Source organism: Acidimicrobiales bacterium (assembly GCA_041394245.1).
Taxonomy (GTDB): domain Bacteria; phylum Actinomycetota; class Acidimicrobiia; order Acidimicrobiales; family Aldehydirespiratoraceae; genus JAJRXC01.
In genome coordinates this window covers 564,365-589,990 of record JAWKIR010000002.1, presented here as the reverse complement: position 1 = coordinate 589,990, position 25,626 = coordinate 564,365, and the positions used below count along the sequence as shown (strand labels likewise).

Below are 25,626 nucleotides of genomic sequence, written 5' to 3'. Positions count from 1 at the left end.
CAGATCAGAGGGCGAGCTTGGCGATGGAGTCGTCGAGACCGCCGGGACGGCTGGTGCGCAACCACGCAGCCCGTTGTGCCTCGATGACCTCGGCGGCGGTACCGAGCGCGACTGGCCGGGCGAGGCCGATCCCTCGCTCGTCGGCGAGCCGCCGCAGGCCGTGATGGGCCAGCCGGCACGCCGCTGCCATCTCCGCGGCGATGACCTCGCCCCGATCGCCGCCGATCGATCCTGCGTCGAATCGCTCCGTTGCGTCGGTGAGCAGCAGGTCGGCCGCCTCGACGCCGGCCACGTCGGGCTCCCCCATGACCGGGAAACCGCCTGCGCCGAGGGCTGCGGCCAGCGGCGACGAGTTGGGTGAGGTCACCCCGACGGACTCGCCGATGTTCCCGAGCCGGTCGATCAGCTCCCCGATGCCTGCCTCGCAACCGAGCAGTGCGTCGATGGCCGACCACACCTCGGCATCGTCGGGGACCGTTCCGGTGGACGCCGCGGCTCCGCCACGCACGATCGAGGGCAACGACACGGGGAGCGGCTGCCAGTGTCCGCCGTCGCCCCAGTCGGTGAGGAGCAGACCGGGTGAGCCGTTCGCGCGGCCGACGGTCACGGCGTCGGCGATGTTGGACACGGCGTTTCGGTTCCGGCCGATGACGGTGTTCCACGTCGATGTTCCCGGGGCGACCCAGAACGGTACGTCCGCTTCGACGAACAGCCGGGCGTGGGCCACGAAGCCGAGGTTCGCATCGTGGGGCAACCCGAGTCGCTCGACGAGATCCGCCGGCAGCAAGTCGAGCCAGCTCGCAGCCGAGGGCGCCTCGTAGTTCCACACGACCGGCACCGCGCCGGCCGGAATCGACGGGATCAGGGTCGCATCGCGGCGGAACAGGTCGGCCCAGAACATCACCTCGTGGCCGTCGGCGACCAGCGGTTCGATGATGCGGCGGAGATGCTCCAGATAGACCTGATCGCGCCCCCGCTCGGCCACCGCCGCGGCCGAGGCGCCCTCCCCCAGTTCGAACGGTTCGTCACCACCGATGTGGATCCGAGGGTTCCGCACGACCGACGCCATGTCGCGGGCGAGTTCGACAGCCAGCTCGGCGTTCGTCGGCGTGGGCGCAAGACACGTCGCATCGCTGCGGCCCCCACCGAACAGGCTCGGAAACCCGTCCGGGCACTCCGCCCGGCTGCGGTACTCGTCGTGGACCAGCCATCGACCCATGTGGCCGAAGCCGTTCATGTTGGCCACCAGGTCGATCCCGGCGCGTTCGCAGGCATCGTCGAGCGATCGCATCTCGGCGTGGGTGAGGGGCGATGCATCGGCCCAGACGGTCTCGTGGCCCCGATAGGTGAACGTGTGCTCGACATAGAGCTGCAACTCGTTGAACCCGCAAGCCGCGAGCACACCGACGAGCCACTCGAGCGTCTCGTTCGTCGGCACCCGATCCCGACTCACGTCGAGCATGTAGGCCCGACGCTCGAACGCAGGGCTCACAGAGTCGTCCCATCGGTCGCCAGGTCCTGGAGTTCGTCGTCCCATTCGTAGAAGTAGATCGGGGCACCGCCATCGGGCGAGTCGGCGCTGTAGAAGGCGGGGCCGAAGCCCGGGACGTGGAACTCACCGAGCGATTCGCCGGCGGCCCGGAAGGTGTCGTTCGTCAGGTCGGGGCCCGCCGCGGTGGCGATGGCGACGAACAACGCGACGTCACGGCACGCCGCGGCGACCGACACGATGTTCTCGGGTTCTTCGGGCGCCCGCGTGTTCGGGTCGAGGATCGTGGGCTCGCCCGCCGCCTCCACGATCGCGATGCAGTCCTGGATCGCCGGGTCGGCCCACCACCCCACCTGTTCCGCGATGTTGCCGGCCACCGAACCTTCGAGGACCGAGAGGTCCCGGCCGCCCCGGTCACGGATGTAGGCCCGCAGGGAGCTCAGCGTCGTCGTCGCCACCCGGGGGCGGAAGTCGGAGTCCTCGAGCCCGCCGACATAGCTGGGCGTGCCCCCTCCGATGGCCAGGGCGACCTCGGCCCCGGCCGTCTTCTGCTTCTCGGCGATCAGTGCCGACTCGGCCTCAGATGCTGCGGTGTCGAGTGCGGAGGCCTCGATGAACGACACGTCGACGACGTCGACGCCCAGGTCGTCGAGCAGGGGCAGCGCGATCGACTCGACCTGCGTCTTGTCGGCCACCGCAGCCACGACAGCGACCGCCGCATCGTCGAACACGCCGCGTTCGTCGAAGCCGCTGATGATCGTCTGCACCACGTCGTCGCTGTTGCGGAAGCCGGTGAACCAGGGCGCCGACGACCGCTCGACACGACGGTTGTTCTGCGTACTCCCGATCATGGCCGTGTCGCTCAGCTCCGTGTAGCAGAGGGGGCCGTCGTCGAGGACGCTGCCCAAGACCGCGAACACCTGCTCGTCCTCGGTGAAACGCGAGCACACCGTGTCCATCCCCTCGGTTCCGATGGGGAGGAACGACTCGTACACCATCTCGATCTCGCGGCCGTTGACACCGCCTTGGCGGTTCACGTCGTCGATCAGGGCCCGGTACGCGGCCTCGTAGGAACCGTGGTCGAGATCCACGAGCCCTCTGAGCGCCTCGAGATCGGGACCGACAACGCCGACCTTGATCGCCTCGGCGGTCACGCCGCGGAAGGAGTCGGTGAGTTCCACGTCGGGCATCGTGGTGGTGGTGTCGTCACCGTCCAGATCTTCGCTACCGGGTACGGACGGGGTGGTGTCGTCCGATGCCCCGGTCGACACGGGCGCCGGGTCTTCGGCCGCAGTGTCGTCGCCGCAGGCCGTCGCGACTGTCGCCAGGGCAATGACGCCGAAGAGAAGGAAACGAACCGGAACGGGTAGGCGCGCCATGGCGCGAAGCTAGCCTGCGCCCGTGAAACGGTTCGATCTGATCATCATCGGCGCGGGGTCGGGCAACTCGATCATCGGCCCCGAGCACGACGACTGGGATGTTGCCATCGTGGAGCGGGGGCTCTTCGGCGGCACCTGCCTCAACGTGGGGTGCATCCCGTCGAAGATGTTCGTGTACGCCGCGGAGATCGCCGACCTCGCACGGCGCGGGCCAGAGTTCGGCGTTCGGACCCGGTTCGAGGGCGCCGACTGGCCCGCCATCCGGGATCGCGTCTTCGACCGGATCGACCCGATCGCCGCAGGCGGCGAGGACTATCGCAAGAGCCTCGACAATGTCACCGTCTTCCAGCACGACGCCCGCTTCGTCGGACCGAAGCAGCTTCGCGTCGGCGACGAGATCATCACCGCCGACCACATCGTGCTCGCCGCCGGCGCCCGGGCCAACGTTCCCGCCGTCCCCGGCATCGACACGGTCGGTTTCGACACGTCCGACACGATCATGCGGGTCGACGAGTTGCCCGAGCGACTGATCGTGCTCGGCGGTGGCTACATCGCCGCCGAGCTCGGCGCCGTTTTCGGCGCGCTCGGGAGCGATGTCACCTATGTCCTACGGGGCGACGCCATGCTGCGCGATCAGGACCACGACATCAGCGCCCGCATGACCGAGATCTACAGCCGCCGCTACCCCACCCACCGCAGCGCCGACATCCTTGGGGTCGAACGCGACACCGAAGGCGACATCGTGATGCGCCTCGGCGACGGCACGACGCTTCGTGGCGATCGACTCCTCGTCGCCACCGGTCGGGTCCCGAACGGGGACCAGCTCGGCGTTGAGGCCACCGGCGTCGCGTTGGGCGACAACGGCTACGTCATCAGTGATGCCTTCGGACGCACCAACATCGAAGGCGTGTGGGCTCTGGGCGACATCACCAACCCGGTCCAGCTGAAGCATGTGGCGAATCACGAAGCGAAGATCGTGGCCCACAACCTGACGTATCCCGACGATCTGCGGGAGATGAATCACGACCTGATCCCGGCGGCGGTGTTCGCACATCCCCAGATCGGCACCGTCGGGCTCACCGAGCAGCAGTGCATCGAGCGGGGTCTCGACTACACCGCCCACGTGCAGGAGTACGGCTCGGCCGCGGCCGGTTGGGCGATGGAGGACACCGAGAGCATCTGCAAGTTGATCATGGACAATGCGACGCGGCAGCTCCTCGGCGCGCATGTCATGGGGCCGCAGGCACCGACGCTGGTGCAGCAGCTCATCCAGGGGATGGTGTTCGGGTTGACCGTCGATCAGATGGCGACCGGGCAGTACTACATCCACCCGGCCATGCCCGAGGTGATCGAGCAGGCACTGCTCGAACTGTGAGGGGTCAGATGCCGGCGAGCTTCTCGGCCTCGGCCTTGGCCCATTTGTAGTCGGACTTGCCGTTGGGGCTTCGTAGGAAGCTGTCGGTGCGCAGGATCCGCTTGGGCGCCTTGTACGCAGCGATCTGGGTGCGGGTGTGGGCGATGATCTCGTCGTCGTCGACGTCGACGCCGGGATGGATCGCGACGACGGCGTTGACCGACTGTCCCCAGCGGTCGTCGGGGAGCCCGACGACGTTGCAGTCGGCGACGGCCGGATGGGTCTTCACCGCCTCCTCGACCTCTTCGGGGTAGATCTTCTCGCCGCCGGAGTTGATGCAGACGGAGCCTCGTCCGAGGAGGGTGATCGTGCCGTCTTCCTCGACGGTTGCGTAGTCGCCCGGGATCGACCAGCGGATGCCGTTGATCGTCGGGAACGTCTCCTCGGTCTTGGCCGGGTCCTTGTAGTAGCCGAGCGGGTTGGCTCCCCGGTTGGCGAGGCGCCCGACCTCGCCCGACCCGGGTTCGACCATGCGTCCGTCATCGGTGATGACCTGTGTGGTCGCGCCGAGCGAGAACCGACCCGTGCTCGCGACCTTCTCGTTGCGGCGGGTGATCTGGAGGGCCTGCCCGACCGACTCGCTCGATCCGAGGCTGTCCATCAACGTCATGGGCTTGTGGGCGAGGAACGCCTGTTTCGATTCCTGGGACCACATGACGCCCGACGACATGATCTGGAACACGCTGGACAGGTCGTGGGGTCGACCCGCGGCCTCGGCGCGATCGAGCGCTTCGAGCATCGGGCGGGCGAACGCCTCGCCCACGATGGTGAGCATCGTCAGCCGGTGGTGGGCGACGGTCGTCCAGAGTTCGTCGGCGTCGAAGCTGCGGCTGTCGAGTGTGGCGACCATGCCGCCCTGGGTGAGTGTGTGGAGGGCGTTGATCCCCGAGGTGCCGTGCATGAGCGGCGCGGCGGCGAGCAGCCTGGTGGTGCGGTTGCGGGCATGGAGTTCGATCGCTCCGTCGACCGCTTCGGCGGCGCTCGTGGGGATCCCACGATCGAGCACGCCATAGTGCGCGGCCATGTTGGCGATCATCTGGTCGTGCGGCCACATGACCGCCTTCGGATTCCCCGTGGTGCCGCCGGTGTAGAGGAACCAGAGGTCGTGACCGGACCTCGGGATCCGCTCGGCCGGCTCGTGGTCCGCGATCAGCGTCTCGTAGTGGACGGCGCCCGGGAGGAGATCGCCTCCGCCGACCTGGACGTATCGCACGACGTCGGGGCAACGCTCGCGGACATGGGCGACACGGTCGGCCAGCGTCTGGTCGAAGAACAACACCTTCGCGTCGGCGTTCTCCAGGAGGTACGCGAGTTCGTCTTCGAGGTAGCGATAGTTGACGTTGCACGGAACGGCCCGTTGCTTGAAGGCGGCGAACTGCGCCTCCTCGTACTCGAACCCGTTGTAGAGGTAGAGGGCGACCTTGTCGTCGGCGCCGACGCCGTCGGCGTGCAGCGCGCCCGCCAGCCGTGCCGACCGGTCTTCGAAGGTGGCCCAGTCACGCGAGTCGAGGCCGTGGCTCGCGGCCGTCTTCTCCGGAAGCGCGTCGGCGATGCCCTCCCAGATCGTCGCGAAGTTCACTGCGTCGAAGGAGGTGTCGCTCTCGGTCCCGGCCATGGCATCGCAGCGTAGGCTGCACGGGTGTCCGCGCCCACGTCCGACCGTCAGGTGCCCGGGTCTCTCGGCCCGCTGCAGCGCAGCCGCGATCTCGAACGCCTCCGCAACGAGGAGTTCGACGTCCTCGTCATCGGCGGCGGCATCACCGGGGTCGGCTGTGCGCTCGACGCCGCCACCCGGGGGCTCAGCGTCGCCCTCGTCGAGCAGCGAGACATCGCCAGCGGCACTTCCAGCCGCTCCTCGAAGCTCCTCCACGGTGGGCTGCGCTACCTGGAACAGCGCGATTTCGCCCTGGTCCGCGAGGCACTCCACGAGCGCGGTCTCCTCACCAAGAAGGTCTGCCCCCATCTCGTGCGTCCGGTGCGGTTCCTGATCCCGTTGACCCACCGTGTCTGGCAACGGCTCTACTACGGCGCCGGGGTGTTCCTCTACGACCTGCTGGCGTGGACCGGCAAGAACCCCCTCCCCCGGCATCGTCATCTGTCTCGCACCGCGGCGCTCGAGCTGGTGCCCGGGCTCAAGAAGTCGTCGCTCATCGGCGGGATCCTCTACTCCGACGCGCAGATCGACGACGCCCGCCACACGCTCGCGGTTGCCCGTACCGCCGCCCGCCACGGGGCTGCGGTCGTCACCAGCACGCAGGTCCGCGATCTGGTGTTCGACACCGACGCGCCGGTGAAGACCGTCGTCGGCGCCGAACTCACCGATCTCGAGTCGGGAGAGAGCTTCACCTGCCGGGCGAAGAAGGTCGTCAACGCCACCGGCGTCTGGATCGACGACATCCAGGACATGGCCGGCCCCGCCGGGCTGTCGGTGCGCGCGGCCAAGGGCGTCCACATCGTGGTCCCCCGAGACTGCATCGACAGCGACAGCGGCATCGTCCTTCGCACCCCTCGCAGTGTCCTCTTCATCATTCCGTGGGGCGCGCACTGGCTGATCGGCACCACCGACACCGATTGGGACTACGACCGGGCCCACCCCGCGGCGTCACAGGCCGACATCGACTACATCCTCGAGCAGGCCAATGTCGCCCTCGAGCGACCGCTGACCGAGGACGACATCGTCGGCGTCTACGCGGGCCTGCGCCCTCTGGTGAGCGGCGAGGCCGACGACACTGCGAAGCTGAGCCGCGAGCACGCCGTCGCCCAGCCGGTGCCGGGCCTCATCTCGATCGCCGGCGGGAAGTACACCACCTATCGGGTCATGGCGGCCGACACGATCGACATGGTTGCCGAGGGCCTCGGCCGTCGCGTCCCTCCGTCGTGCACGGAGGACGTGACCGTCGTCGGCAGCGACGGGTGGGATGCGTGGGTGGATCGAGCCGGCGAGATCGCGGCGGAGCACGGCCTGCCCGAGGCGCTGGTGACCCGCCTCCTGTGGCGCCACGGCAGCCGGATCGACGACGTGCTCTCCATCTCCGACGAGGACCCCTCCCTGGCCACGGTTCTGGGCGAGTTGTATCTCGCTGCGGAGGTGGTCCACGCGGCCCGTCACGAGGGAGCGCTGCATCTCGAAGATGTGCTCGCCCGGCGACTGCGCATCTCGATCGAGACCGAGGAGCGCGGCACGATGGTCGCCGACGCCGCGGCCGAACTGATGGCCGCGGAGCTCGGCTGGGACGACGCCCGGACGGCCGAGGAGATCGCCGCCTGGACCCGCCGGGTGACCGCCGAGCGGGCGGCCAACGACGCCCCCGACGACGCGTCGGCCGATGCGCTGCGGCGCCGAGCGGTCGACGCACGCGGCCTCATCGACGTCGAGCCCCACGAATAGCTCGGGTCCGGCCCCCTCTGGGCCATACACTTTCCGCCAATGACCAGCTCGTTCGGCACGCTCTTTCGCGTCAGCACCTTCGGTGAGTCCCATGGGGGTGGTGTCGGCGTCGTGATCGACGGGGTTCCGCCGCGCCTGCCGATCACGGTCGACGAGTTGCAGGCCGATCTCGATCGCCGACGGCCCGGGCAGAGCCGCCTGGTGACCCAGCGTGACGAGGCCGACCGGGCCGAGATCCTCTCGGGGGTCTTCGAGGGCTACACCACCGGCACGCCGATCGCGGTGCTCGTCCGCAACAAGGACCACAACAGCGGCGCCTACGACCATCTGAAAGACGTCTACCGCCCCTCCCACGCCGACTTCACCTACGACGCCAAGTACGGGATCCGGAACTGGGCCGGGGGCGGCCGGGCCAGTGCCCGGGAGACGATCGGCCGAGTCGCCGCGGCCGCCGTCGCCCGCAAGCTGCTCGCCACGGTCGCCGGCATCGAGGTCCTCGCGTGGGTCCAGTCGGTCGGCGAGATCGAAGCGAACGTCGATGTCGGGTCCCTGACGCTCGACGACGTCGAGGCCGATCCGACCCGTTGTCCTGATCCCGGAGCCGCCGCGACCATGACCGCTGCGATCGAACAGGCCCGCCGCGACGGCGACTCTCTGGGCGGCGTCGTCGGCTGCGTCGCCCGGCACGTGCCCGCCGGGCTCGGGGAGCCCGTCTTCGACAAGCTCGATGCCGATCTCGCCGGCGGCCTCATGTCGCTCCCTGCGGCCAAGGGTGTGGAGATCGGCAGCGGGTTCGCCGGTACCCGGATGACCGGGCTGGCCCACAATGATCCGTTCGAGCCCGGCACCGACGGACCTCGCACCACCACGAATCACTCCGGGGGCATCCAGGGCGGCATCTCCAACGGCGCCGACATCACCTGTCGGGTCGCCTTCAAGCCGACGGGAACGATCGCCAGCGAGCAGCAGACGGTCACCCGCGGCGGCGAGGCCACCACACTCGCAGCCAGGGGGCGCCACGATCCGTGCGTCCTGCCGCGGGCCGTGCCGATGGTCGAGGCCATGGTGTTGCTGTCGCTCGCCGACCACTGGCTCCGCCAGCGAGCCGTCGACGTGCTCCCGCAACTCGACGTCCGGCCCTGAATCAGGCCACACTCGGCGTCTGATGGAGTTCCAACTGTTCCTACCCCAGATGCGGATGACGCTGCCGACCATGGTCGAGCGCGTCCAGATCGCGGTCGATGCCGGCTTCGGGGGCGTTGCCCTCATGGATCATCTCGCGCCACCCATGGCCGAAGCCCAGCCGATGTGGGACGCCATGGTCGCCGCCACCTGGCTCGGTGCGAGGACCACCGGCACCGTGGGCCATCTCGTCCTGTGCGACGCCTTCCGCCACCCGGCAGTCCTCGCCCGCCAGGCCGTCAGCCTCGATCACGCCACCGAGGGGCGCTTCGAGCTTGGCATCGGCTGGGGCAGCGTGCCGGCGGAGTTCTCCACCTTCGGCGTCGGCGACGACGCACCCCGCGCCCGCGTCGATCGCCTCACCGAGACGCTCGAGGTCCTCCAGGCCCTCTGGTCCGGCGAGCAGATCTCCTACGACGGCGAGCACCACACCCTCGTCGATGCCCAACAGGCGCCGGCCCCCGAGCATCGGATCCCGATCGTGATCGGGGGGGCAGGACCTCGGACCCTCGGCCTCGTCGCCCGGTTCGCCGACTGGTGGAATCTCCCGATCAACAAGCTGGACCAGTTCGAACAGCTCCGGGAGAAGACCGGCGACGCGAAGCCCTCCTTGCAGGAGCGAGTCACCTTCATTCCCGAGGGCGGCGACCGCGCCGCGATCGTGGAGACGGCGATGCGGCGCTTCTCCGACACCGGCCATGCAGTGGGCAACGCGGCGGAGCTCGTCGAGCACTACGCCGCCCGGTCGGCCGCAGGCATCGAGCGGACCTACGTGTGGACCAGCGACTTCGCCCACCCCGACACGTTGGCGGAGTTCGGCGAGACCGTCATCGGCCCGCTCCGCTAGGGCAGAGCCCTCGGGGCGTCATCGCCCGTTGTGGGAGAAGTGCTGGTAGTCGAGGGTGCCCGTCCAGTCGCCACCCCAACCCCAACCGATGTCGGCAAATGCCTGCGTCACGACATCGCCGTCGACGATCAAGCCCGTGACCGAGGCGTCTCGTTCGACGAAGGGAGCCCCCTCCGGCGGGTCGACCCGAGCGCCCCGCACCCACGGGTTGACCAGCGGGTTGATGTCGACGGCGCCGCCGTAGGCGTGCTGGCTCCACACGCCGGGGCGGCCGGCGATCTCCCGGCAGTTGAACGCCGACGTGTTGTTGGCCTGCATCGACCGGTCGTCGTCGCTGTCGAACTCGGTCACCGGTCGCATCGAGTGGATCGGGAAGCCGGCATCGAAGAGGCGCGCGAACACAGTGACGATCGCGTCGGCGTGGTCGGCGTGGACGACCAGAACCCCGGCGACCGTCTCGCCGTGGTCGTTCCAGTGGGTCACCCCCACCCACCGGAGATCGTCGATCCCGACCGGGCACCCTGGCCGCCACGACCCGCCGAGCTCCTCGGCGGTGACCGTCCCGATCGACGCCGCGAACACCGGCGCCACCGTCGTCGTGCTCGTGGTCGTACTCGGGGTCGTGGAACTCGTGCTCGTGCTCGTGGCCGGGAGACGCGGCGGGGCCGACGGGACGGCCGGACGATCCTCGTTCGCTGCCGCCTGGTCGTTCATGAACGGCACTCCTTCGTCGCCGGCGCCACACGCCCACAGCCACAGAACTCCGGCGAGCGCGATCGGCCATCCTCGTGCCACGTCCACGAGTCTGCCAGCCCGGCGGGAGAGAATGCGGGCGCCGGTGTCAACGCGATCGGTGGTTGCAGCGTCTCTGTGGGGTGAGGAGGTGCGATGCAATCGACCCCGATCCCCCAGTTCCACCCATCGGCCGCCACCATGACGACTCCGCTCACCGGCAACGAGACGCTCGAAAGGTTGTTCGTCGACCACTATCGCGGCCTGGTCCGCCTCGTGTCGGGCCTGGTCGACGACAACGCGACGTGCGAGGAGGTGGTTCAGGACGCCTTCGCGGCCATGCTCCGGAGCACGTCGCCACCCCGACCGGGTCGCGAACTCGCCTATCTCCGTTCGGCGGTGCTCAACGGGGCCCGGTCCCAGCTACGACGCCGTCAGGTGCGGCGGCGCCATCTCCAGCCGGTCGCCGGCGTCGCCGACGCGGCCGAGCACACGGCCCTGGAGCGGGTCGAGAACCAGCGCGTCCTCGCCGCCATTCGGGCCCTGCCCCGCCGCCAGCGCGAGGTGCTCCTGCTCCGCTTCCAGGCCGAGCTCTCCGAGGCCGAGATCGCCGAGACCCTCGCCATCACGCCCGGCTCCGTGAAGACCCACGCCAGCCGCGGCCTCGCCGCCGTACGCGCCCGACTCGAGGAATCCCGATGAACGACCACCACGACCCCACCGAAGACCTGATCCGCCGGGCCCTCCAGGCCCGAGCCGAGGAGACCACCGTGACCCCCGACGCGCTCGAGTCCATCCGCCGCCGCAACGCCACGCCCCGCTGGATCCGTCCGGCCACGTATGGCGCGGTGGCCGCCGCGCTCGCCCTGATCGCCGGCTTCGCCTACCTGAGCGGCGACGACGACGCGACCGATGTCGACCCCGCCACGACCACGACGCTCGACGTGACGACCTCGACGGTCCCTGGCGAGACGTCGACCACCACCGTCCCCGACACCACCACGTCCTCGCCGGAAGGCCCGGAAGGTGCCGGCGCCGTCATCTGGCCGCTCGACGGCCCGGGCGAGACCTCGGCCGAGGCCGCGGCCCGCGGCTGGGTCGAGAACGTGCTGGAGGTCGCCCCGGCGCGTCTCGAGGCTGGTCCGGCCAACCCGTCCACGGCGTCGTTCATCCTGTCGAAGGTCGGCGAGGACGGAGCGTTCGTCTCCGGCCTCGTGACGATCACCGTGGTCTCGCCGGATGGTGGCGACCACTGGTTCGTCGAACGGGCCGAGACGCCCGACCTGCGGGTCGAGCTCGTGGAACGCAACGGCGAGGCTGACGGGCTCCGGGTCAGCGGACTCGGCAACGCCTTCGAAGGGACCGGCCTGCTCTGGATCGACGACGAGGGCCCGACGATCGTGTCGCTCGGCAACATCGAGTCCGACCACTTCTCGGTGGTCGTACCGTGGGACGGCGACGCCCCCGTCCGGGTCCGGCTGGAGACGGGCCGGGCAATGGACGACGAGGTGCCGTCGATCCACGCGTTCGCCGTCGATCCTGCCGACCCGGTCACCGACGTGCGGGTCACTCGGGTCGCCGACGACGACGTACTCAATGTCCGCACCGCCCCCGGTGTGGCGAACGCGGTCGCGTTCACTCTCCCGCCGGACGCGACCGGCCTGGCCCACACCGGTGGGACCGATGTTGTCGACGGGGAAACCTGGTGGGAGATCGTCGGCCCCGACGGCGCGAAGACCGGATGGGCCAACGCCCGCTACCTGACCGTGTGGCGAGCGGTCGAGCCCGACTCGGCGCTCGCTGCGGCGATGGAGCAGCTCGCGCACGACTTCCTCACTGCCCTCGGAAGTGACCAGGCCACCCTGGATCCGACGGTTCCGCGGCCGCACCCGGCGGGTACGCAGATCGGCGGAATCGGAGTGTTCGCCGACGCACCGACCCCGTTCACCACGATCGACGATCTGTACGACGACACCGTCCACGACTGGAACCCGTTCCCCGACGACGACCCCTGCGACGACCTCTGCCTCCTCCCGGTCGGCGAGTTCCTCGGTGTCCGAGCGCGCGACGCCGCCGACGCGCAGTTCACGATCGGTCCCGACGCCGCATCGCTCGACATGCTCCAGTACTTCACCGGCCACGAGCAGGACTACTACGACCATCACATGACGGTCGTCGCCTACGTGCCCCCCACCAGCGAGATCGAGCTCGACTGGCGGCGCTACACCTTCGCCTTCGACCTGGTCGACGGCACGCCGACCATCAGTGCGGTGTGGGTGTGGGGCTGGACGCCGTGAGTCAGGCGGCCAGCGTCAGTTCTTCGATGAGACCGAAGCGGGCGGCCAACGCAGCCGCTTCGAGCTCCAGCTCGGCGGCACGACGACGGTACGTTGTCGAGAGCGGCGCACCGAGGTCGGAGGCAGCACCACGGAGGTCGGCGGCCTTCGATCGCAGGAGGCTCACATCGAGCAGCGTGCGACCGTCGACCTGAGCGGTCCGGGTGATCTGGGCGGTTGTGTTGGCAGTCATTCGTCGTGTCCCCTTCAGGGCGGTTGCATCACCTACAACCGGTCCCTCCAGGGGTGTGTTCCTTCGCCGTCCGAGACAGTGGTCACAGGGTCAGACGAAGGGTGGCGACGTGACCACTGCGGGCACATCGGTGCCTCGCACATCGATCGTGACGGCCGTTCCCGGTTCGATGTCGGGCGGCAGGAAGGCGAGCGCGATGCCCTGCTCCAACACCGGCGAGAAGTTGCCGCTGCTGATCACGCCGATCTCGACATCTCCGTGCCGGACGAGCTGCCCTTCGCGGGGTGGCCGGCGGCCGTCGACCACGAGGCCGGTCAACAGCCGCTCCACGCCGCGCTCCCGCTCGGCCAGCAGCGGTTCGCGGCCCCGGAAGTCGTCCTTGTCGAAGCGCACCACCCAGCCGAGGCCGGCCTGTAGCGAGGTGATACCGGGGCCGAGCTCGTGGCCGTGCAGCGGCAGGCCGGCTTCGAGGCGCAGGGTGTCGCGCGCACCGAGCCCGGCGGGCGTGATCCCGGCGGAGCGAACGAGGTCCCACACGGCGACCGCGGCATCGACCGGCACGGCGATCTCCACACCGTCCTCACCCGTGTAGCCCGTGCCGGCCACGACGACGGGATGGCCGGCGATCTCGGTCTCGACCACGCGGAAGCGTCCGACGGCGGCAGCTTCGGGGGCCACCTTGGCCAGCCGCTCGCGCGCGTTCGGTCCCTGCACCGCCAGCACCGCCCGGGTCGAGGTCACATCGGTGATCCGGGGCGAGGTGGGGCCATCGGCCAGTGCCTTCTCGACGCGGCTGGTGTTCGATGCATTCGGCATCACGTCGAAACGTTCGTCGTCGACCCACCACACGATGATGTCGTCGAGCACCGACGCGTCGGACGGGTCGAGGAGGTGGGTGTATTGGGCCCGACCCGGCTCGATGCGGCCGAGGTCGTTCGTGAAGGCCCACTGGAGCGCAGCCAGGCCGCCCTCACCGGTCACTCGCACCGTGCCGAGGTGGGAGACGTCGAACACGACGGCGTCGTTGCGACACGCCGCATGCTCGGCCAGGGTGCCGTCGGCGTACGACAGCGGCATCTCCCAGCCGCCGAAGGGCACCATCTTGGCGCCGAGCGCCACATGGGCGTCGTGAAGGGGCGATCGGCGGTCGTTCGACACTGTGGGACTCCGGGGTCGGCGGTGAGTGACGCTACGCGGCGTCGGCCAGACCGTACTTCGCGCCGAGGCGCTCGAGGTCCTTGCGATACAGGATCTTCACCCGCACATCCGGCCGCTGCTCGGCGAGCAACCGAATCTTGCGGTGCTTGCGGGTGACCAACGGCTGGCGCAGCATGGTCACCTCGACATAGGTGTCGAAGTCGGGAAGATAGAAATCGGGGGTGAAGGCCGAAGTCGGATTTCCTTCGTCGTCGGCCGCGAGGACGAAGGTGGTCGGCTCGTACTCCCACGCGATCCCGTAGCTGTCGAGCAGTGCCGCCAGCTCGCGCTCCGAGGAATGAGCGAAGTCGGGCACCGGCTCAGGCGTCGCCCGCAGCCCGGGGAACCTCGACGACCGCCTCGGCCATCTCGGGGTAGAGCGAGACGATGCGGGCATCGACCTCGTCTTTCACGCCGGCGAGCGGGAGGACATTGAGCACACCCTGTCCGTTCTGCAGGAGATCGATCAGTTCCTCGCCGGTGTTGACCAGCACGGAGTTGGATCCGTCGATCACCAGATTGGCCGATGCGACGTCCTCCCCGAGATGGTTGCGCATGTACTCGAACACCTTGCGCACCTGCTCGAGACGGATCCCCGAGTCGAGCAGGCTCTTGATGACCTTCAGCTCCAGGAGATCGCGATAGGAGTACTGGCGGCGGCTCCCGGACCCGCTGGCGTCGGCCAGGGACGGTCGCACGAGGTCGGTGCGGGCCCAGTAGTCGAGCTGGCGATAGGTGATGTCGACGATCTCTGCGGTTCGCTTCCCGCTGAAGCCGGTTTCGCCCGTCATGTGCATTCTCCTGGTTCCGTTTCCCACGATGACGCCGCGGCGGGCGACATGGACGAAATTACGTCGGTGTGAGTGTGGATGACCATACGACGGCCGCGCGCCGAGGTCAACGACCCGCGCGAACTTGCGCGCGGTCCGCGCGAAGACGAGCACGCGGACGGTCGATCAGGAACTCAGTCCTCGAAGTCCTCTGGGGTGATGTTGTCGAGGAACTCCTTGAACTCCTCGACCACTTCCTCCGCGGGCGGACCGTCCGGCGTGGCCTCGTCGGCGTCGGTGTAGCCGACATCGTCGATGACCGAGGTGGCCGCGAAGATCGGTGTGCCGGTTCGGGCCGCGAGGGCGATCGCATCGGAGGGACGACTCGACACCACGTGGGCTTCGCCATCGCGGACCATGTGGATCTCGGCGAAGAAGGTCTTGTCGTGGAGATCCGTCACCACGACACGCTCGACGTCGACGGCCAGTTCCTCCAGGATGTCGCGCAGCAGGTCGTGGGTCATGGGCCGGGGCGTGTCGACGCCGTCGAGCGCCAGCGCGATCGCGGTGGCCTCGGGAGCTCCGATGTAGATCGGAACCGTACGTCCCTCGCCGCCACGCTCCCGCAGCAGCACCATCGGCGCGTTGGTGGGCATCTCCACCCGGACACCGATGAGTTCCATCTCGTGCATGGCATCCACCCTAGGCCGGGTACAACGCCGCGACGTAGGAATCGGGATCGGCGGCGAGCAGATCGCGATCGGCACAGGCCAGCACCCGTGCGTTGCGATAGCGGCCCTCGTGATCGAGCCCGTAGCCGACCACGAACTGGTCGGGAATCTCCACGCCGACATAGTCGAGCTGCACCGGCACCACCCGGCGAGCAGGACGGTCGACGAAGGTGCACACGGCGAGGCGCTCGGGCGATCGCCGGCTGATCTCACCGACGATGAACGCAGTGGTCAGACCGGTGTCGACGATGTCCTCGATGATGACCACCTCGCGCCCGGCGACGTCGATGTCGAGATCCTTCAGCATCCGCACGCGGCCGGTGTTGGGCGCATACGGCGTGATGGCGATGAAGTCGATCAGCGGTCGGATGGTCAACATGCGGGCGAGGTCGGACAAAAACGGCACACTGCCGCGCAGGACCCCGGCCAGCACGACCCCGTCGGAGAAATCGGCGCTGATGGCCTCGGCGAGGCGCGCCACCGTGGCGGCGATCTCGGATTCATCGAGAATGACGTCGACGGGGGCGGGCGACACGGTCAGTCGATCTGGTTGCCGAAGTTCCGACGCAGGATCGACCGATGGATCACCTCTCCGAGGCCGACGAGCTCGTTGAGCTCGGCGCGGGCGACACGCTGGGTCTCTCCGCCCTTCTTCAACCGAGCGCTCACCAGCTGCTCGAGCACGCCCGACTCGCGATCGGCGCTCACCTTGAACATCCGGAGGTGTCTCGGTTCGACGCCACGGGCGATGAACACCCCGGCGGCCTTGGCGACGACCAACGCCTCGTGGTCATAGGTCTGACCCTCGCCTTCGACCACGGTCTGGATGAGGCCGAGACGGGCGAGATCGGCCACGAGGCCCAGGTCGACACCGGCGCTCTCGGCCAGCTCCCGTGCCGACAAGCTGACCGATCCGGTCGGCGTGTCGAGCGGATCACCCGAGGCGACCGCGGGCGCCGGCGGCACCTCGACGGGTTCGGGTCCCGGATCTTCGTCGGCATCGTCGTCGTTCTGGTCGACGACGGGCTCGGGCTCGACATCGGGTTCCGGCTCGACATCGGCTTGCGGATCGGCATCGGGTTCCGGCTCGGCAATGTCCTGCACCGTCTCGGACTCGTCGGTCGCGCGTTCGTCGGTGCGGGTGAACAGCGTCGGCTCCGGGAGCGGCGCATCGGGGATGACGACGATGTCGTCGAGACTCGGGTCAAACCCGGGCTCCTCCATCCGCCGCTTGATGACCTTGAGGGGAAGGAAGTGGTCGCGCTGCTGCACCAGGATCCAGCGCAGCCGGTCGATGTCGCTGTCGTAGAACTTGCGATAGCCCGACGGCGTGCGCTCCGGATCGATCAGACCCTGACTCTCGAAGAAGCGGATCTTCGAGATCGTGACGTCGGCGTGTTCGTCCTTGAGCATCGACAGGACTTCGCCGATCGAGTGGTGTCGTGCCTCAGCCATGGGTCGCCTCTCCCCCGCTCACGCGCTTCCCGTGCCGTGCACGAAGACGAGCTTGAACTTGCCGACCTGGACCTCGTCGCCGTCGACCAGCTCCCGGTCGTCGGCCCGCTCACGATTCACGTAGGTGCCGTTCAACGAGCCGACGTCGCTCACCCAGTAGCGCGCGCCCTCGCGCCGCACCTCGGCGTGGCGTCGCGACACCGTGATGTCGTCGAGGAAGATGTCGCTGTCGGGGTGGCGGCCGACCGTCACCTTGTCGGCGTCGAGGGCGTAGCGGGCTCCGGCCTTGGCCCCCTGGGGCACGACGAGCAGCCCTTCGTGCTTGCCGAAGGCCGACCGATCGATCTCATGGGCGCCATCGTGATCGATGTCGACGACCGGAAGATTTCCGGTGGTGTCGCCCTGCGGCAGCGGCGCGCCGCACGACGAGCAGAAGTTCGCCGAGGACTGGTTCGCGTGGCCACATTCGCGACAGACGAGGTCAGCCATGGTCAGGCCTCGATCATCGCCGTGTAGGCGCCGGCGTCGAGCAGCGCGTCGAGCTCCGACGGGTCCGACATCTCGATCGTGATCAGCCAGCCCTCGCCGTAGGCGTCGTTGTTGAGCTTCTCGGGGGCGTCGGCCAGCGACTCGTTGACGGCCACGATCTGGCCCGACACCGGGGCGTACAACTCCGACACCGACTTCGTCGATTCGACCTCGCCGAAGGACTCGGTCGCGGCGACCGCAGTCCCGCTGCCCGGCAGGTCCACGTAGACGACATCACCCAACGCGTCCTGCGCATAGTCGGTGATCCCCACGCGTGCGAGGTTGCCGTCGACGGCGACCCATTCGTGATCCGACGAGTATCGAAGTCCTTCTGGCACGTTCATGATCGAGAACCTAACCCATGCTCTCGGGCCAGGCGCGTTGGTCAGGGACGAACCAGCTGCTCGATCCGGCGCACGTACTCGTCGGCGAGTCGTTCGGCTGCCGCCAGGTCGGCTCCCTCCGCGGTGACCCTCGTCAGCGGATCATCGGGATCAGGCAGCACGAGCGCCCATCCGTCGTCGTGATGGATCCGCACCCCGTCGATGAGATCGACCTCTCGGTCCTTGGATTGTTCGACCAGGACACGCATCACCGCCCCCTTCTGCTCCCATGGGGTCACGACCTCTCGCGTCACCATGTGGACCTCGGGCAAGCCGTCGACCACGTCGCTCAGGCTGCGATCGCTCGCGGCGAGCAGATCGAGCAACGACACGAAGGTCGCCGTTGCGTCGAAAGCCGGCATGAAACCAGGGACGACGAAGCGGCCACTGCTGTCGGCCGCGAGACACACGAAGGGCTCCGAGGCCGCCCCCATGATGGCAGCGCCCGATGTCTGCGTGAGCAGCACGGTCCCACCATGGGATTCGACCAACTCGGTCGCCTTGCTCGTCATCGAGACGGGGAGGGCCACGCGAGCCCCATCGAGTGGGCCTCGGAGCTCGATCAGGGCGAGGACGAGCTCGGTGTGGCCGAGCAGCCGACCGGCGTCGTCGACCACGCTGAGGAGCTGTCCGCCGGCCGAGAACATCACGCCGAGTCCTGCTCCCGACGACGTGACGAGGTCGCCGACGACCTCGCCGTTTCTCACCGGATCGAAATCGACGGCACCGCTCGTACTGGCGAACGGGTTGATGGCGAGGACCTCGGCACCGAGCTTCGAGAGCAGGTTCGGCATGATGAACGACACCGCGCCATAGCCGTAGTCGGCCACGACCTTGATCTCGGCCGCCCTGATCCGGGGCAGGTCGACCATCGCCTCGAGTGCGGTGGCGTAGTGCTCGACCGCTCTCGGCGGATAGTCGATGTCGCCGATCTCGGACGGGAACACCCGGCGGTAGTCCTCACGGTTGAAGACCCGCTCGATCTTGCGATGCCCGTTGTCGGACATGTCGGCGCCCTCGGCGTCCATGAACTGGATGACGATGCTGTTGGGATCGTTGCGATCGAGGCGCAACGCCACCGCTCCGGCCACACCCGGTCGACGGGTGGTGAAGCGGGTCACCGGCAGCGGCACGACCTCGAGATCCTGCACCGACACTCCCGCCGCGTTGAGACCGGCGTGCACCGCCCGCTTCAACATCCGCGCCGAACGCGACGAGTCGCGCGCGGTGACCACGACGTCGCCCTGTTTGAGGGTCGAGCCGTAGGCCATGGCGAGCCGGGTCACGAGCTCCGGTGTGATGTCGACATTGGCCAGTCCGGACACTCCCCACCGACCGAAGAGGCTCCGCGAGCCCTTCGTCTCCCACACGATCGAGGAGTTGACCGCGGCGCCCGCCTCGATGGTCTTGAACGGGTAGATCTTCACGCCCGACGCGATGTGGGAACCGTCGCCGACGAAGCACTCGTCACCGATGACGGCACCCTCATCGACCTTGACGCCGGCCCGGAGGTCACAGCTCCGACCCACGACGGCCCCGCGGATGTTGACATGCTCGGCGAGATAGGTGTTGTCGGCGATCACCGACCGCTCGATGTCGGCGTCGGCCCGAACCCGCACGTTGGCGCCGAGTACGGAATACGGACCGATGCGGGCACCGGCCTGGATCCGACAGTTGTCGCCGATCACCCCGGGGCCTGTGATGACCGCATCGGGATGCACGCGGACGTTCTCGCCGATGAAGAGTCCTTCCGTCTGCTCGAAGCCGTCGATCGCGACCTCGACCTTGCCGTCGAGGATGTCGGCGTGGGCACTGACGTAGCTCTCCAGATTGCCGACGTCCTCCCAGTAGCCCTCGGCGACGGCGCCGTAGAGCGCCTTGCCGTCGGCCAGGAGTGCGGGGAACACCTCGCTCGAGAAGTCGACCGGCCGATCGGCCTCGATGTAGTCGAAGATCTCGGGATCCAGGACGAAGATCCCCGAGTTGATCGTGTCGCTGAAGACCTGACCCCAGCCCGGCTTCTCCAGGAAGCGCTCGATCGACCCGTCGTCGCGGGTGATCACGATGCCGAACTCGAGCGGATTGTCGACGCGGATCAGCCCGATCGTCGCCATCGCCTGCTTCTCCTCGTGGGCGGCGACGATCTTCGTGAGGTCGACATCGGTCAACACGTCGCCCGAGATCACGAGGAAGGGCTCGGTGAGCTCATCCATCGCGTTGCGGACCGAACCAGCGGTTCCGAGTGGCGTCTCCTCGGTGGCGTAGACCATGCGGACACCGAATTCGGAACCGTCGCCGAACCAGTTGCGGATGTGGTTCGCCATGAAGGCGACGGTCACGACCACCTCGTCGAAGCCGTGACGCTTCAGGAGGTCGAGAATGTGCTCCATCATCGGCCGGTTGGCCAGGGGCATCATCGGTTTCGGGACATTCGAGGTCAGCGGACGGAGACGCGTCCCCTCACCTCCGGCCATGATCACTGCTTTCACGGTCTCGATCCTCGCTTCCTCATTCGTCGACTCCGGCGCGGTCCGCTCGATCGAGGCGGCCCTGACGCAGCGCCTCGATTCCGAGCGGGATGTATTGCGCGGCAGACAGATAGGAATAGATCAGAGACGGCACCGCACACACCCAGCCGGCCCATCGGAACCAGTCGGCGATGGCGATGTCGGAAGCCCCGGCGAGTAGGAACGGGAAGGCGAAATAGAGCCCGAACGTCGCGCACTTGCCCCACCACGTCACGTCGATGCGTCGCGCACCGAGGGCGCCGAGAGCCAGACCGGCGAGCGCCACGAGCACTTCGCGGGCCAGGGTGAGGATCACGAGCCACCACGGCACGGAGCCGTCGATCCCCACCGCGAGGATGCCGACGATCAGTACCGCTCGGTCGGTCACGGGGTCGATCAGCTTGCCGAATTCGCTGACGACGTCGAAACGGCGGGCCCACCACCCGTCGACCCAATCGGTGGCGCCGACGATCCCCCAGAGGATCGCGGCCGAGAAGCGGTCGTCCTGTTCGAACAGCAGCCAGAGGAACACCGGGATGCAGCCGAGTCGTACCAGTGAGATCAGGTTGGGGACGGTGAGAATGCGGTCCTCGAAGACCCCGAGCTGCCTCGTCCTGGTCGACTGGTCGTCCATGCTCACCTCTCGCAGCCTACGATCCCGGCGTGGCTTCCATCTATACCCGCATCATCGATGGCCTAATCCCGGGTCGATTCCTCTGGACCGACGAGGTCTGTGTCTCGTTCCTCGACATCCGCCCGCTCGCCCGTGGCCATGCGTTGGTCGTCCCGCGCCAGGAGGTCGACCAGTGGACCGACCTTCCTGCCGACACCGTCGCGCACCTGATGACCGTCGCCCACGCGATCGGCAACGCCCAGAAGGAGCTCCTCTCCCCCGCGCGCATCGGCCTGATGATCGCCGGCTTCGAGGTGCCCCACGTGCACGTCCACGTCGTCCCCATGAACTCCATGGCGGCACTCGACTTCGGCCAAGCCGACACGAATCCCGACCAGGACGATCTCGACGCGCTCCAAGCGGCCCTCTCGGCGGCGCTCAGCTCTCGCTGATCGGATCGGCTTCCTCGATCAGTTCCGGTCCGTTGTTGCGGACGTTGTTGACAGCGGTCGACACCGGATGGAGGCGGATGAGGTGTGAGGGAGCCGGGACCAGCAGCGCCTGGAGCGATTCGATGTCGTGGTTGTCGCGGTCGAGCCAGGTGTCCCAGGCGTCGGGCGGCAACATGACCGGCATGCGGTCGTGGACATCAGCGACCTTCTCGTTGGGCTCACCCGTGATGATGGTGCAGCTGTGGAGACGCAGGGGCTCGCCGTCGGGATCGGTGTGGTTCGCGTCCTTCCACACCTCCCAGAGGCCGGCGAAGGCGAACGGCTCGCCGTCGACACGGCTCATGTACATCGGCTGTTTCGTCTTGCGCCCCTCGATCTTCTTCCACTCGTAGAAGCCGTCGGCCGGGATGATGCACCGGCGCCGGGCGAACGAGCGCTTGAAGGAGTTCTTCTCGGCGAGTGTCTCGGCCCGGGCGTTGATCATGCGACTGCCGATCTTCGGGTCCTTCGCCCAGAACGGCACCAACCCCCAATGGAACGCATCGAGGCGCCGCACACCATCGTCCTCGACGACGGTGAAGACGGACTGGGTCGGAGCGACGTTGAAGTTGCCGGCGCCCTCCTCGAACCGCTCCTCAACGAGCTCGGCCCCGAAGTACTTGGCCAGCTGATCGGGCGGCGTCGTCGAGGCGAAGCGACCGCACATCAGGAACCGCCGGGAAGGTCGCCGGTGATCGTGCAGGTACCGACCCGCCCGCCGGACAGGTCGAACTCGATCTCGTCGCCGACCTCACCACCGAATCGCGGAACGACGACGGGATCGTCGCCGCCCACTGCGATCGTGCCGCGGAGGGTGAGGACCTCGTACGCCGGGTCGTCGCCGATCACCTGGACCCGTACTGCGTCGGCGAACCCGGACCCGCCTTCGGGCAGGGGGACTTCGCCGGGCGGGATCTCGAGGTCGAGCAGCACCGCGCCCGGCCCGAGGCAGCCGATCGTCGCCGGCCTCCCGACCGGTTGCCCACAAGGCCCACTGGTGACGGTGTCGAGCGGTCGGAGATCGCTGGTGACGACGCTGGCCCGCAGGCATGCCGTGTCGGTGAATCCGTCGGGTCCGACGAACACCACATGGCCCGATCCGGCGTACTCGAAGAGCGACGCTCGGATCTCGCCGGGCGTGAACGGGAAATCGGCGAACGGAGCAACAACGATGCGGTCGGCCTCGGCGCCCGACCCGGCCGCCACCGACACCGGGTCGGCGAGCGCAACGGTGAGCGCTTCGACGGCGATCGGCGGACCGCCGCTTCTAGCGGCCACCTCCGGGGGTTCGTCCTGACCGGTGAACTGGAAGGCTCCCTCGGTCCGTGCCTCCTCGACGAAGAAGGTGTTCCAGGCGACCACGACCCCGACGAGCACCAGCAACAAAACGACCGCGCCGACCGCGAGGTTGACGGTGCGCTGCTTGCGCCCCTTCTGCAACGCCTCGGCCACCTGGCGTTCGTCGAGCTGTTCCTGGAGCGTGAGCGGGCCGAAGGCCTCGGAACTCGCGCCGCCGGCGATGAGGTCGCGCCACGCCTCCACCCTGGGCTGGGGCATGCGGGCGAGATAGGTCTCGAAGGAGGCCATCACCTCGTCACTGAACAACAGCATGAGCCCGTTGGCTCGGGCGTGCTCGACCGGGTCGTCGAGATACTCCGGCATGGTCCGCTCACCGGCGACGGCGGTGAGGAACTCGTGGGCTCGTTCATCGGCCTCGTCGAAGGTCCACGGCGGCCCGACCGCGGCGTTCGGGGGCACGTTCGGTTGGTTCCCGGCGCGCAAAAAGCCCGAGGTGACCATGAACGGGTCCGGTCGAATCTCGAGCATGTCGTCCTCCAACGGGAGGACCAGGTGGTCGTCGGGGTCGCGCTCGGCGTCCCAGGTGTCGTCGTCGATGGGGAGAGGGTACGCGCCGGGCGGGCACGGTGGGTGGCGCCACCGGGGTGACAGACTGCCTGGGTGACCGAACCCCGTCTCGTCCTCGCCTCGTCCTCGCCCCGTCGCCGCGAGATCCTCGGTCGCCTCACCGACGCATTCACCATCATCGCCGCCGACATCGATGAGACACCGCGACCCGACGAGGACGCGATCGACTATGTCGTGCGGCTCGCGCAGGAGAAGGCACACGCGGTCGCTGGCCCGGGAACCGTGGTGATCGGGGCCGACACGTCGGTCGTCCTCGACGGCGAGATCCTCGGAAAGCCGACCGATCGGGCCGACGCCGCGGCGATGCTGCGACGCCTCGCCGGGAGGCGCCACGAGGTCGTCACGGGCATCGCGGTGGTCACCGTCGCGACCGACGGGACACGGGCCACGACCAGCGGTCACGAGCGGTCCGAGGTCGACGTGGCAGAACTGACCGATGCCACCATCGAGTGGTACATCGCGACCGGCGAGGCCGATGACAAAGCCGGGAGCTACGGCCTCCAGGGCGCCGGTGGCCTCTTCGCCGATCACGTGCACGGAAGCGTCTCCAACGTCATCGGGCTCCCGATGCGGCGTCTCCACGAACTGGGTCTCGCCGCCGGCATCGACCTCCTCGGCTTCGGACGAGTCGAGTGATCCCCGACCCGGATCTGGTCGCCCGGCTCGTCGCACGCGTGGGCGAGCAGCTGCTCGCAGCGCCCGCCTCCGACGATCCGGTGCTCGCCTACGGCGCACCCGACACGATCCACTCGACGGCCTCAACTGCTTCCGGCTGCTGTTCATGAATCCACGTGTCACCGCCGACGACGCCGACGAGCTGCTCGGGCTGATCGACCGGTACGCGTCGGAGGTCTGGACTTCGTAGCCTGTCGGCGTGACCGAGCCCGTCGCATCCGCCACGCAGCCGCCCGCTCGACCGGGCGAGTTCGACGCGGTCCAGATCGGCGGACTCACGGTGTGGCCACCGGTCGTGCTCGCCCCGATGGCCGGGGTGACCAACGCACCGTTCCGTACGCTGTGCCGCCGCTACGGCGCCGGCCTCTACGTCAACCAGATGATCACGGCACGGGCCATCGTCGAGGGTCATCGCAAGAGCCTCGAGCTTGCCGCCTTCGCCCCCGACGAATCACCCCGCAGCATCCAGCTCTACGGCACCGAGCCCTACTCGATCGGCGAAGCGGCCCGCCGACTGGTCGACGGGCAGAGCCACGACGGCCGCAGCGTCGACCACATCGACATGAACTTCGGTTGTCCGATGAAGAAGGTGACGCGCCACGGCGGCGGGGCGGCGCTGCCCTGGAAGCGCGAGCTCTACCGGTCGATCGTCAAGGCGGCCGTCGAAGCGGCCGGAGATGTGCCGGTGACCGTCAAGTTCCGGGTCGGGATCGACGACGACGCCATCACCTTCCTCGATGCCGGTCGCATCGCCGAGGACGAGGGCTGCCGGGCCGTGGCCCTCCACGCCCGCACCGCGAACCAGCTCTACAGCGGCACGGCCGACTGGCGCCGGATCGCCGAGCTGAAGGAGGCGGTCACCTCGATCCCCGTCTTCGGCAACGGCGACATCTGGGAGGCCGACGACGCCCTCCGCATGATGCGCGAGACCGGGGCCGACGGCGTGGTGGTCGGCCGCGGCTGTCTCGGTCGACCGTGGATCTTCCGAGACCTCGCCGAAGTGTTCGAGGGGCGTCCCGTTCCCGCTCGCCCCGAACTCGGAGAGGTGCTCGACGGCATGGTCGAGCATGCCGAGCTCCTGTGCGACTGGATGGGCGAGGCCCACGGGATCCGCGACTTCCGCAAGCACACCGGCTGGTACCTCAAAGGGTTCCCCACCGGCAACGACATCCGCCGGCGACTCAACAAGGTCGGTTCGCTCGACGAGATGCGCGAGCTCGTCGGGAGCCTCGACCGCACCCTCCCGTTCCCCGACGGTGGCATGAGGATGGTGCGCGGACACCACGGAGCTCCGAAGGACGTGCACCTGCCCGAGGGCTGGCTCGACGACCGCGACGGCGCGGTGGCGCTGCCGAAGGGCGCCGAGCAGCTCGTCAGCGGCGGCTGACGC

General features: G+C 68.5%; 27 protein-coding genes. 10 read left to right on the top strand and 17 right to left on the bottom strand.

The window, feature by feature from the left end:
- Positions 1 to 4: 4 nt before the first annotated feature.
- Complete coding sequence (locus R2707_02945; protein ID MEZ5244027.1) at positions 5 to 1,492, bottom strand: hypothetical protein; 1,488 nt, start codon at positions 1,490 to 1,492, stop codon at positions 5 to 7.
- Entirely contained in the window at positions 1,489 to 2,868 is a 1,380-nt protein-coding gene (locus R2707_02940; protein ID MEZ5244026.1) for an ABC transporter substrate-binding protein, read from the bottom strand. The genes R2707_02945 and R2707_02940 overlap by 4 nt, the downstream gene beginning before the upstream one ends.
- Positions 2,869 to 2,890: 22 nt before the next feature.
- Here R2707_02940 and R2707_02935 point away from each other — a divergent pair, with 22 nt between their 5' ends.
- Positions 2,891 to 4,243: a mycothione reductase gene (locus tag R2707_02935; protein ID MEZ5244025.1), complete on the top strand. Its 1,353-nt coding sequence runs from the start codon at positions 2,891 to 2,893 to the stop codon at positions 4,241 to 4,243.
- 4 nt (positions 4,244 to 4,247) lie between these two features.
- Here the strand turns inward: R2707_02935 and R2707_02930 are convergent, their stop codons facing one another.
- Positions 4,248 to 5,897, bottom strand: a complete 1,650-nt coding sequence (locus tag R2707_02930; protein ID MEZ5244024.1) for an acyl-CoA synthetase — start codon at positions 5,895 to 5,897, stop codon at positions 4,248 to 4,250.
- Between the two features lie 24 nt (positions 5,898 to 5,921).
- Between R2707_02930 and R2707_02925 the strand changes: the two genes are divergently transcribed.
- From R2707_02925 to R2707_02915, 3 genes are read left to right on the top strand one after another with little or no spacing between them, the layout of a single operon-like run.
- On the top strand, positions 5,922 to 7,670 hold the full coding sequence (locus R2707_02925) for a glycerol-3-phosphate dehydrogenase/oxidase (GenBank protein ID MEZ5244023.1): 1,749 nt from the start codon (positions 5,922 to 5,924) through the stop codon (positions 7,668 to 7,670).
- 39 nt (positions 7,671 to 7,709) lie between these two features.
- Entirely contained in the window at positions 7,710 to 8,813 is a 1,104-nt protein-coding gene (gene aroC / locus R2707_02920) for a chorismate synthase (GenBank protein ID MEZ5244022.1), read from the top strand.
- Between the two features lie 22 nt (positions 8,814 to 8,835).
- The gene (locus tag R2707_02915) at positions 8,836 to 9,699 is read left to right on the top strand and encodes an LLM class flavin-dependent oxidoreductase (protein ID MEZ5244021.1); all 864 of its coding nucleotides are present in this window, start codon (positions 8,836 to 8,838) and stop codon (positions 9,697 to 9,699) included.
- An 18-nt stretch (positions 9,700 to 9,717) separates the two neighbouring features.
- On the opposite strand, the gene R2707_02910 is transcribed toward R2707_02915, so the two are convergent.
- Entirely contained in the window at positions 9,718 to 10,494 is a 777-nt protein-coding gene (locus tag R2707_02910; protein ID MEZ5244020.1) for a M15 family metallopeptidase, read from the bottom strand.
- Positions 10,495 to 10,587: 93 nt separating this feature from the next.
- On the opposite strand from R2707_02910, the gene R2707_02905 reads away from it, so the two are divergent.
- Together R2707_02905 and R2707_02900 are read left to right on the top strand one after the other, a co-directional pair.
- Complete coding sequence (locus R2707_02905; protein MEZ5244019.1) at positions 10,588 to 11,133, top strand: sigma-70 family RNA polymerase sigma factor; 546 nt, start codon at positions 10,588 to 10,590, stop codon at positions 11,131 to 11,133.
- Positions 11,130 to 12,728 carry an SH3 domain-containing protein gene (locus R2707_02900; GenBank protein MEZ5244018.1) on the top strand — a complete coding sequence of 533 codons (1,599 nt, stop codon included), beginning with the start codon at positions 11,130 to 11,132 and terminating at the stop codon, positions 12,726 to 12,728. The genes R2707_02905 and R2707_02900 overlap by 4 nt, the downstream gene beginning before the upstream one ends.
- Before the next feature lies 1 nt (position 12,729).
- On the opposite strand, the gene R2707_02895 is transcribed toward R2707_02900, so the two are convergent.
- From R2707_02895 to R2707_02845, 11 genes are all read right to left on the bottom strand, one after another.
- The gene (locus tag R2707_02895) at positions 12,730 to 12,960 is read right to left on the bottom strand and encodes a hypothetical protein (protein ID MEZ5244017.1); all 231 of its coding nucleotides are present in this window, start codon (positions 12,958 to 12,960) and stop codon (positions 12,730 to 12,732) included.
- A gap of 90 nt (positions 12,961 to 13,050) precedes the next feature.
- A complete protein-coding gene (gcvT, locus tag R2707_02890) occupies positions 13,051 to 14,118 on the bottom strand; it encodes a glycine cleavage system aminomethyltransferase GcvT (GenBank protein ID MEZ5244016.1) in 1,068 nt (355 codons plus the stop codon).
- A 31-nt stretch (positions 14,119 to 14,149) separates the two neighbouring features.
- A complete protein-coding gene (locus tag R2707_02885) occupies positions 14,150 to 14,473 on the bottom strand; it encodes a hypothetical protein (GenBank protein MEZ5244015.1) in 324 nt (107 codons plus the stop codon).
- 4 nt (positions 14,474 to 14,477) lie between these two features.
- Complete coding sequence (locus R2707_02880) at positions 14,478 to 14,948, bottom strand: MerR family transcriptional regulator (protein MEZ5244014.1); 471 nt, start codon at positions 14,946 to 14,948, stop codon at positions 14,478 to 14,480.
- 173 nt (positions 14,949 to 15,121) lie between these two features.
- Complete coding sequence (locus tag R2707_02875; GenBank protein MEZ5244013.1) at positions 15,122 to 15,619, bottom strand: bifunctional nuclease family protein; 498 nt, start codon at positions 15,617 to 15,619, stop codon at positions 15,122 to 15,124.
- 10 nt (positions 15,620 to 15,629) lie between these two features.
- Positions 15,630 to 16,193, bottom strand: a complete 564-nt coding sequence (gene hpt / locus R2707_02870; GenBank protein MEZ5244012.1) for a hypoxanthine phosphoribosyltransferase — start codon at positions 16,191 to 16,193, stop codon at positions 15,630 to 15,632.
- 2 nt (positions 16,194 to 16,195) lie between these two features.
- Entirely contained in the window at positions 16,196 to 17,113 is a 918-nt protein-coding gene (locus R2707_02865; GenBank protein ID MEZ5244011.1) for a MerR family transcriptional regulator, read from the bottom strand.
- An 18-nt stretch (positions 17,114 to 17,131) separates the two neighbouring features.
- Complete coding sequence (locus R2707_02860; protein MEZ5244010.1) at positions 17,132 to 17,602, bottom strand: FHA domain-containing protein; 471 nt, start codon at positions 17,600 to 17,602, stop codon at positions 17,132 to 17,134.
- Positions 17,603 to 17,604: 2 nt separating this feature from the next.
- Entirely contained in the window at positions 17,605 to 17,985 is a 381-nt protein-coding gene (gene gcvH, locus R2707_02855; protein ID MEZ5244009.1) for a glycine cleavage system protein GcvH, read from the bottom strand.
- Positions 17,986 to 18,026: 41 nt separating this feature from the next.
- Positions 18,027 to 20,513 (bottom strand): sugar phosphate nucleotidyltransferase, encoded by a 2,487-nt coding sequence (locus tag R2707_02850; protein MEZ5244008.1) that lies wholly within the window; start codon positions 20,511 to 20,513, stop codon positions 18,027 to 18,029.
- 19 nt (positions 20,514 to 20,532) lie between these two features.
- Positions 20,533 to 21,165, bottom strand: coding sequence for a CDP-alcohol phosphatidyltransferase family protein (locus tag R2707_02845; GenBank protein ID MEZ5244007.1), 633 nt, complete (start codon positions 21,163 to 21,165; stop codon positions 20,533 to 20,535).
- A gap of 29 nt (positions 21,166 to 21,194) precedes the next feature.
- On the opposite strand from R2707_02845, the gene R2707_02840 reads away from it, so the two are divergent.
- Complete coding sequence (locus R2707_02840; GenBank protein ID MEZ5244006.1) at positions 21,195 to 21,596, top strand: HIT family protein; 402 nt, start codon at positions 21,195 to 21,197, stop codon at positions 21,594 to 21,596.
- Here R2707_02840 and R2707_02835 read toward each other — a convergent pair.
- Both R2707_02835 and R2707_02830 read right to left on the bottom strand, forming a co-directional pair.
- Entirely contained in the window at positions 21,583 to 22,302 is a 720-nt protein-coding gene (locus R2707_02835) for an SOS response-associated peptidase (protein ID MEZ5244005.1), read from the bottom strand. The genes R2707_02840 and R2707_02835 overlap by 14 nt on opposite strands.
- Positions 22,302 to 23,462: a hypothetical protein gene (locus tag R2707_02830; protein ID MEZ5244004.1), complete on the bottom strand. Its 1,161-nt coding sequence runs from the start codon at positions 23,460 to 23,462 to the stop codon at positions 22,302 to 22,304. Before R2707_02830 ends, R2707_02835 begins: the two co-directional genes overlap by 1 nt.
- 132 nt (positions 23,463 to 23,594) lie before the next feature.
- On the opposite strand from R2707_02830, the gene R2707_02825 reads away from it, so the two are divergent.
- From R2707_02825 to dusB, 3 genes are all read left to right on the top strand, one after another.
- A complete protein-coding gene (locus R2707_02825) occupies positions 23,595 to 24,197 on the top strand; it encodes a Maf family protein (protein ID MEZ5244003.1) in 603 nt (200 codons plus the stop codon).
- Positions 24,194 to 24,346, top strand: coding sequence for a hypothetical protein (locus R2707_02820; protein ID MEZ5244002.1), 153 nt, complete (start codon positions 24,194 to 24,196; stop codon positions 24,344 to 24,346). The genes R2707_02825 and R2707_02820 overlap by 4 nt, the downstream gene beginning before the upstream one ends.
- An 89-nt stretch (positions 24,347 to 24,435) precedes the next feature.
- On the top strand, positions 24,436 to 25,623 hold the full coding sequence (gene dusB / locus R2707_02815; GenBank protein MEZ5244001.1) for a tRNA dihydrouridine synthase DusB: 1,188 nt from the start codon (positions 24,436 to 24,438) through the stop codon (positions 25,621 to 25,623).
- Positions 25,624 to 25,626 lie beyond the last annotated feature (3 nt).

What these genes read in the sequence shown, in the direction of transcription:
- R2707_02880 (MEZ5244014.1), bottom strand. Translation starts at nt 14,948, where the DNA reads ATGACGGGCGAAACCGGCTTCAGCGGGAAGCGAACCGCAGAGATCGTC.
- R2707_02915 (MEZ5244021.1), top strand. Translation starts at nt 8,836, where the DNA reads ATGGAGTTCCAACTGTTCCTACCCCAGATGCGGATGACGCTGCCGACC.
- R2707_02830 (MEZ5244004.1), bottom strand. Translation starts at nt 23,462, where the DNA reads ATGCTCGAGATTCGACCGGACCCGTTCATGGTCACCTCGGGCTTTTTG.
- R2707_02895 (MEZ5244017.1), bottom strand. Translation starts at nt 12,960, where the DNA reads ATGACTGCCAACACAACCGCCCAGATCACCCGGACCGCTCAGGTCGAC.
- R2707_02940 (MEZ5244026.1), bottom strand. Translation starts at nt 2,868, where the DNA reads ATGGCGCGCCTACCCGTTCCGGTTCGTTTCCTTCTCTTCGGCGTCATT.
- R2707_02905 (MEZ5244019.1), top strand. Translation starts at nt 10,588, where the DNA reads ATGCAATCGACCCCGATCCCCCAGTTCCACCCATCGGCCGCCACCATG.
- R2707_02865 (MEZ5244011.1), bottom strand. Translation starts at nt 17,113, where the DNA reads ATGGCTGAGGCACGACACCACTCGATCGGCGAAGTCCTGTCGATGCTC.
- R2707_02845 (MEZ5244007.1), bottom strand. Translation starts at nt 21,165, where the DNA reads ATGGACGACCAGTCGACCAGGACGAGGCAGCTCGGGGTCTTCGAGGAC.
- aroC (MEZ5244022.1), top strand. Translation starts at nt 7,710, where the DNA reads ATGACCAGCTCGTTCGGCACGCTCTTTCGCGTCAGCACCTTCGGTGAG.
- R2707_02875 (MEZ5244013.1), bottom strand. Translation starts at nt 15,619, where the DNA reads ATGCACGAGATGGAACTCATCGGTGTCCGGGTGGAGATGCCCACCAAC.
- R2707_02900 (MEZ5244018.1), top strand. Translation starts at nt 11,130, where the DNA reads ATGAACGACCACCACGACCCCACCGAAGACCTGATCCGCCGGGCCCTC.
- R2707_02835 (MEZ5244005.1), bottom strand. Translation starts at nt 22,302, where the DNA reads ATGTGCGGTCGCTTCGCCTCGACGACGCCGCCCGATCAGCTGGCCAAG.
- R2707_02930 (MEZ5244024.1), bottom strand. Translation starts at nt 5,897, where the DNA reads ATGGCCGGGACCGAGAGCGACACCTCCTTCGACGCAGTGAACTTCGCG.
- R2707_02860 (MEZ5244010.1), bottom strand. Translation starts at nt 17,602, where the DNA reads ATGGCTGACCTCGTCTGTCGCGAATGTGGCCACGCGAACCAGTCCTCG.
- gcvH (MEZ5244009.1), bottom strand. Translation starts at nt 17,985, where the DNA reads ATGAACGTGCCAGAAGGACTTCGATACTCGTCGGATCACGAATGGGTC.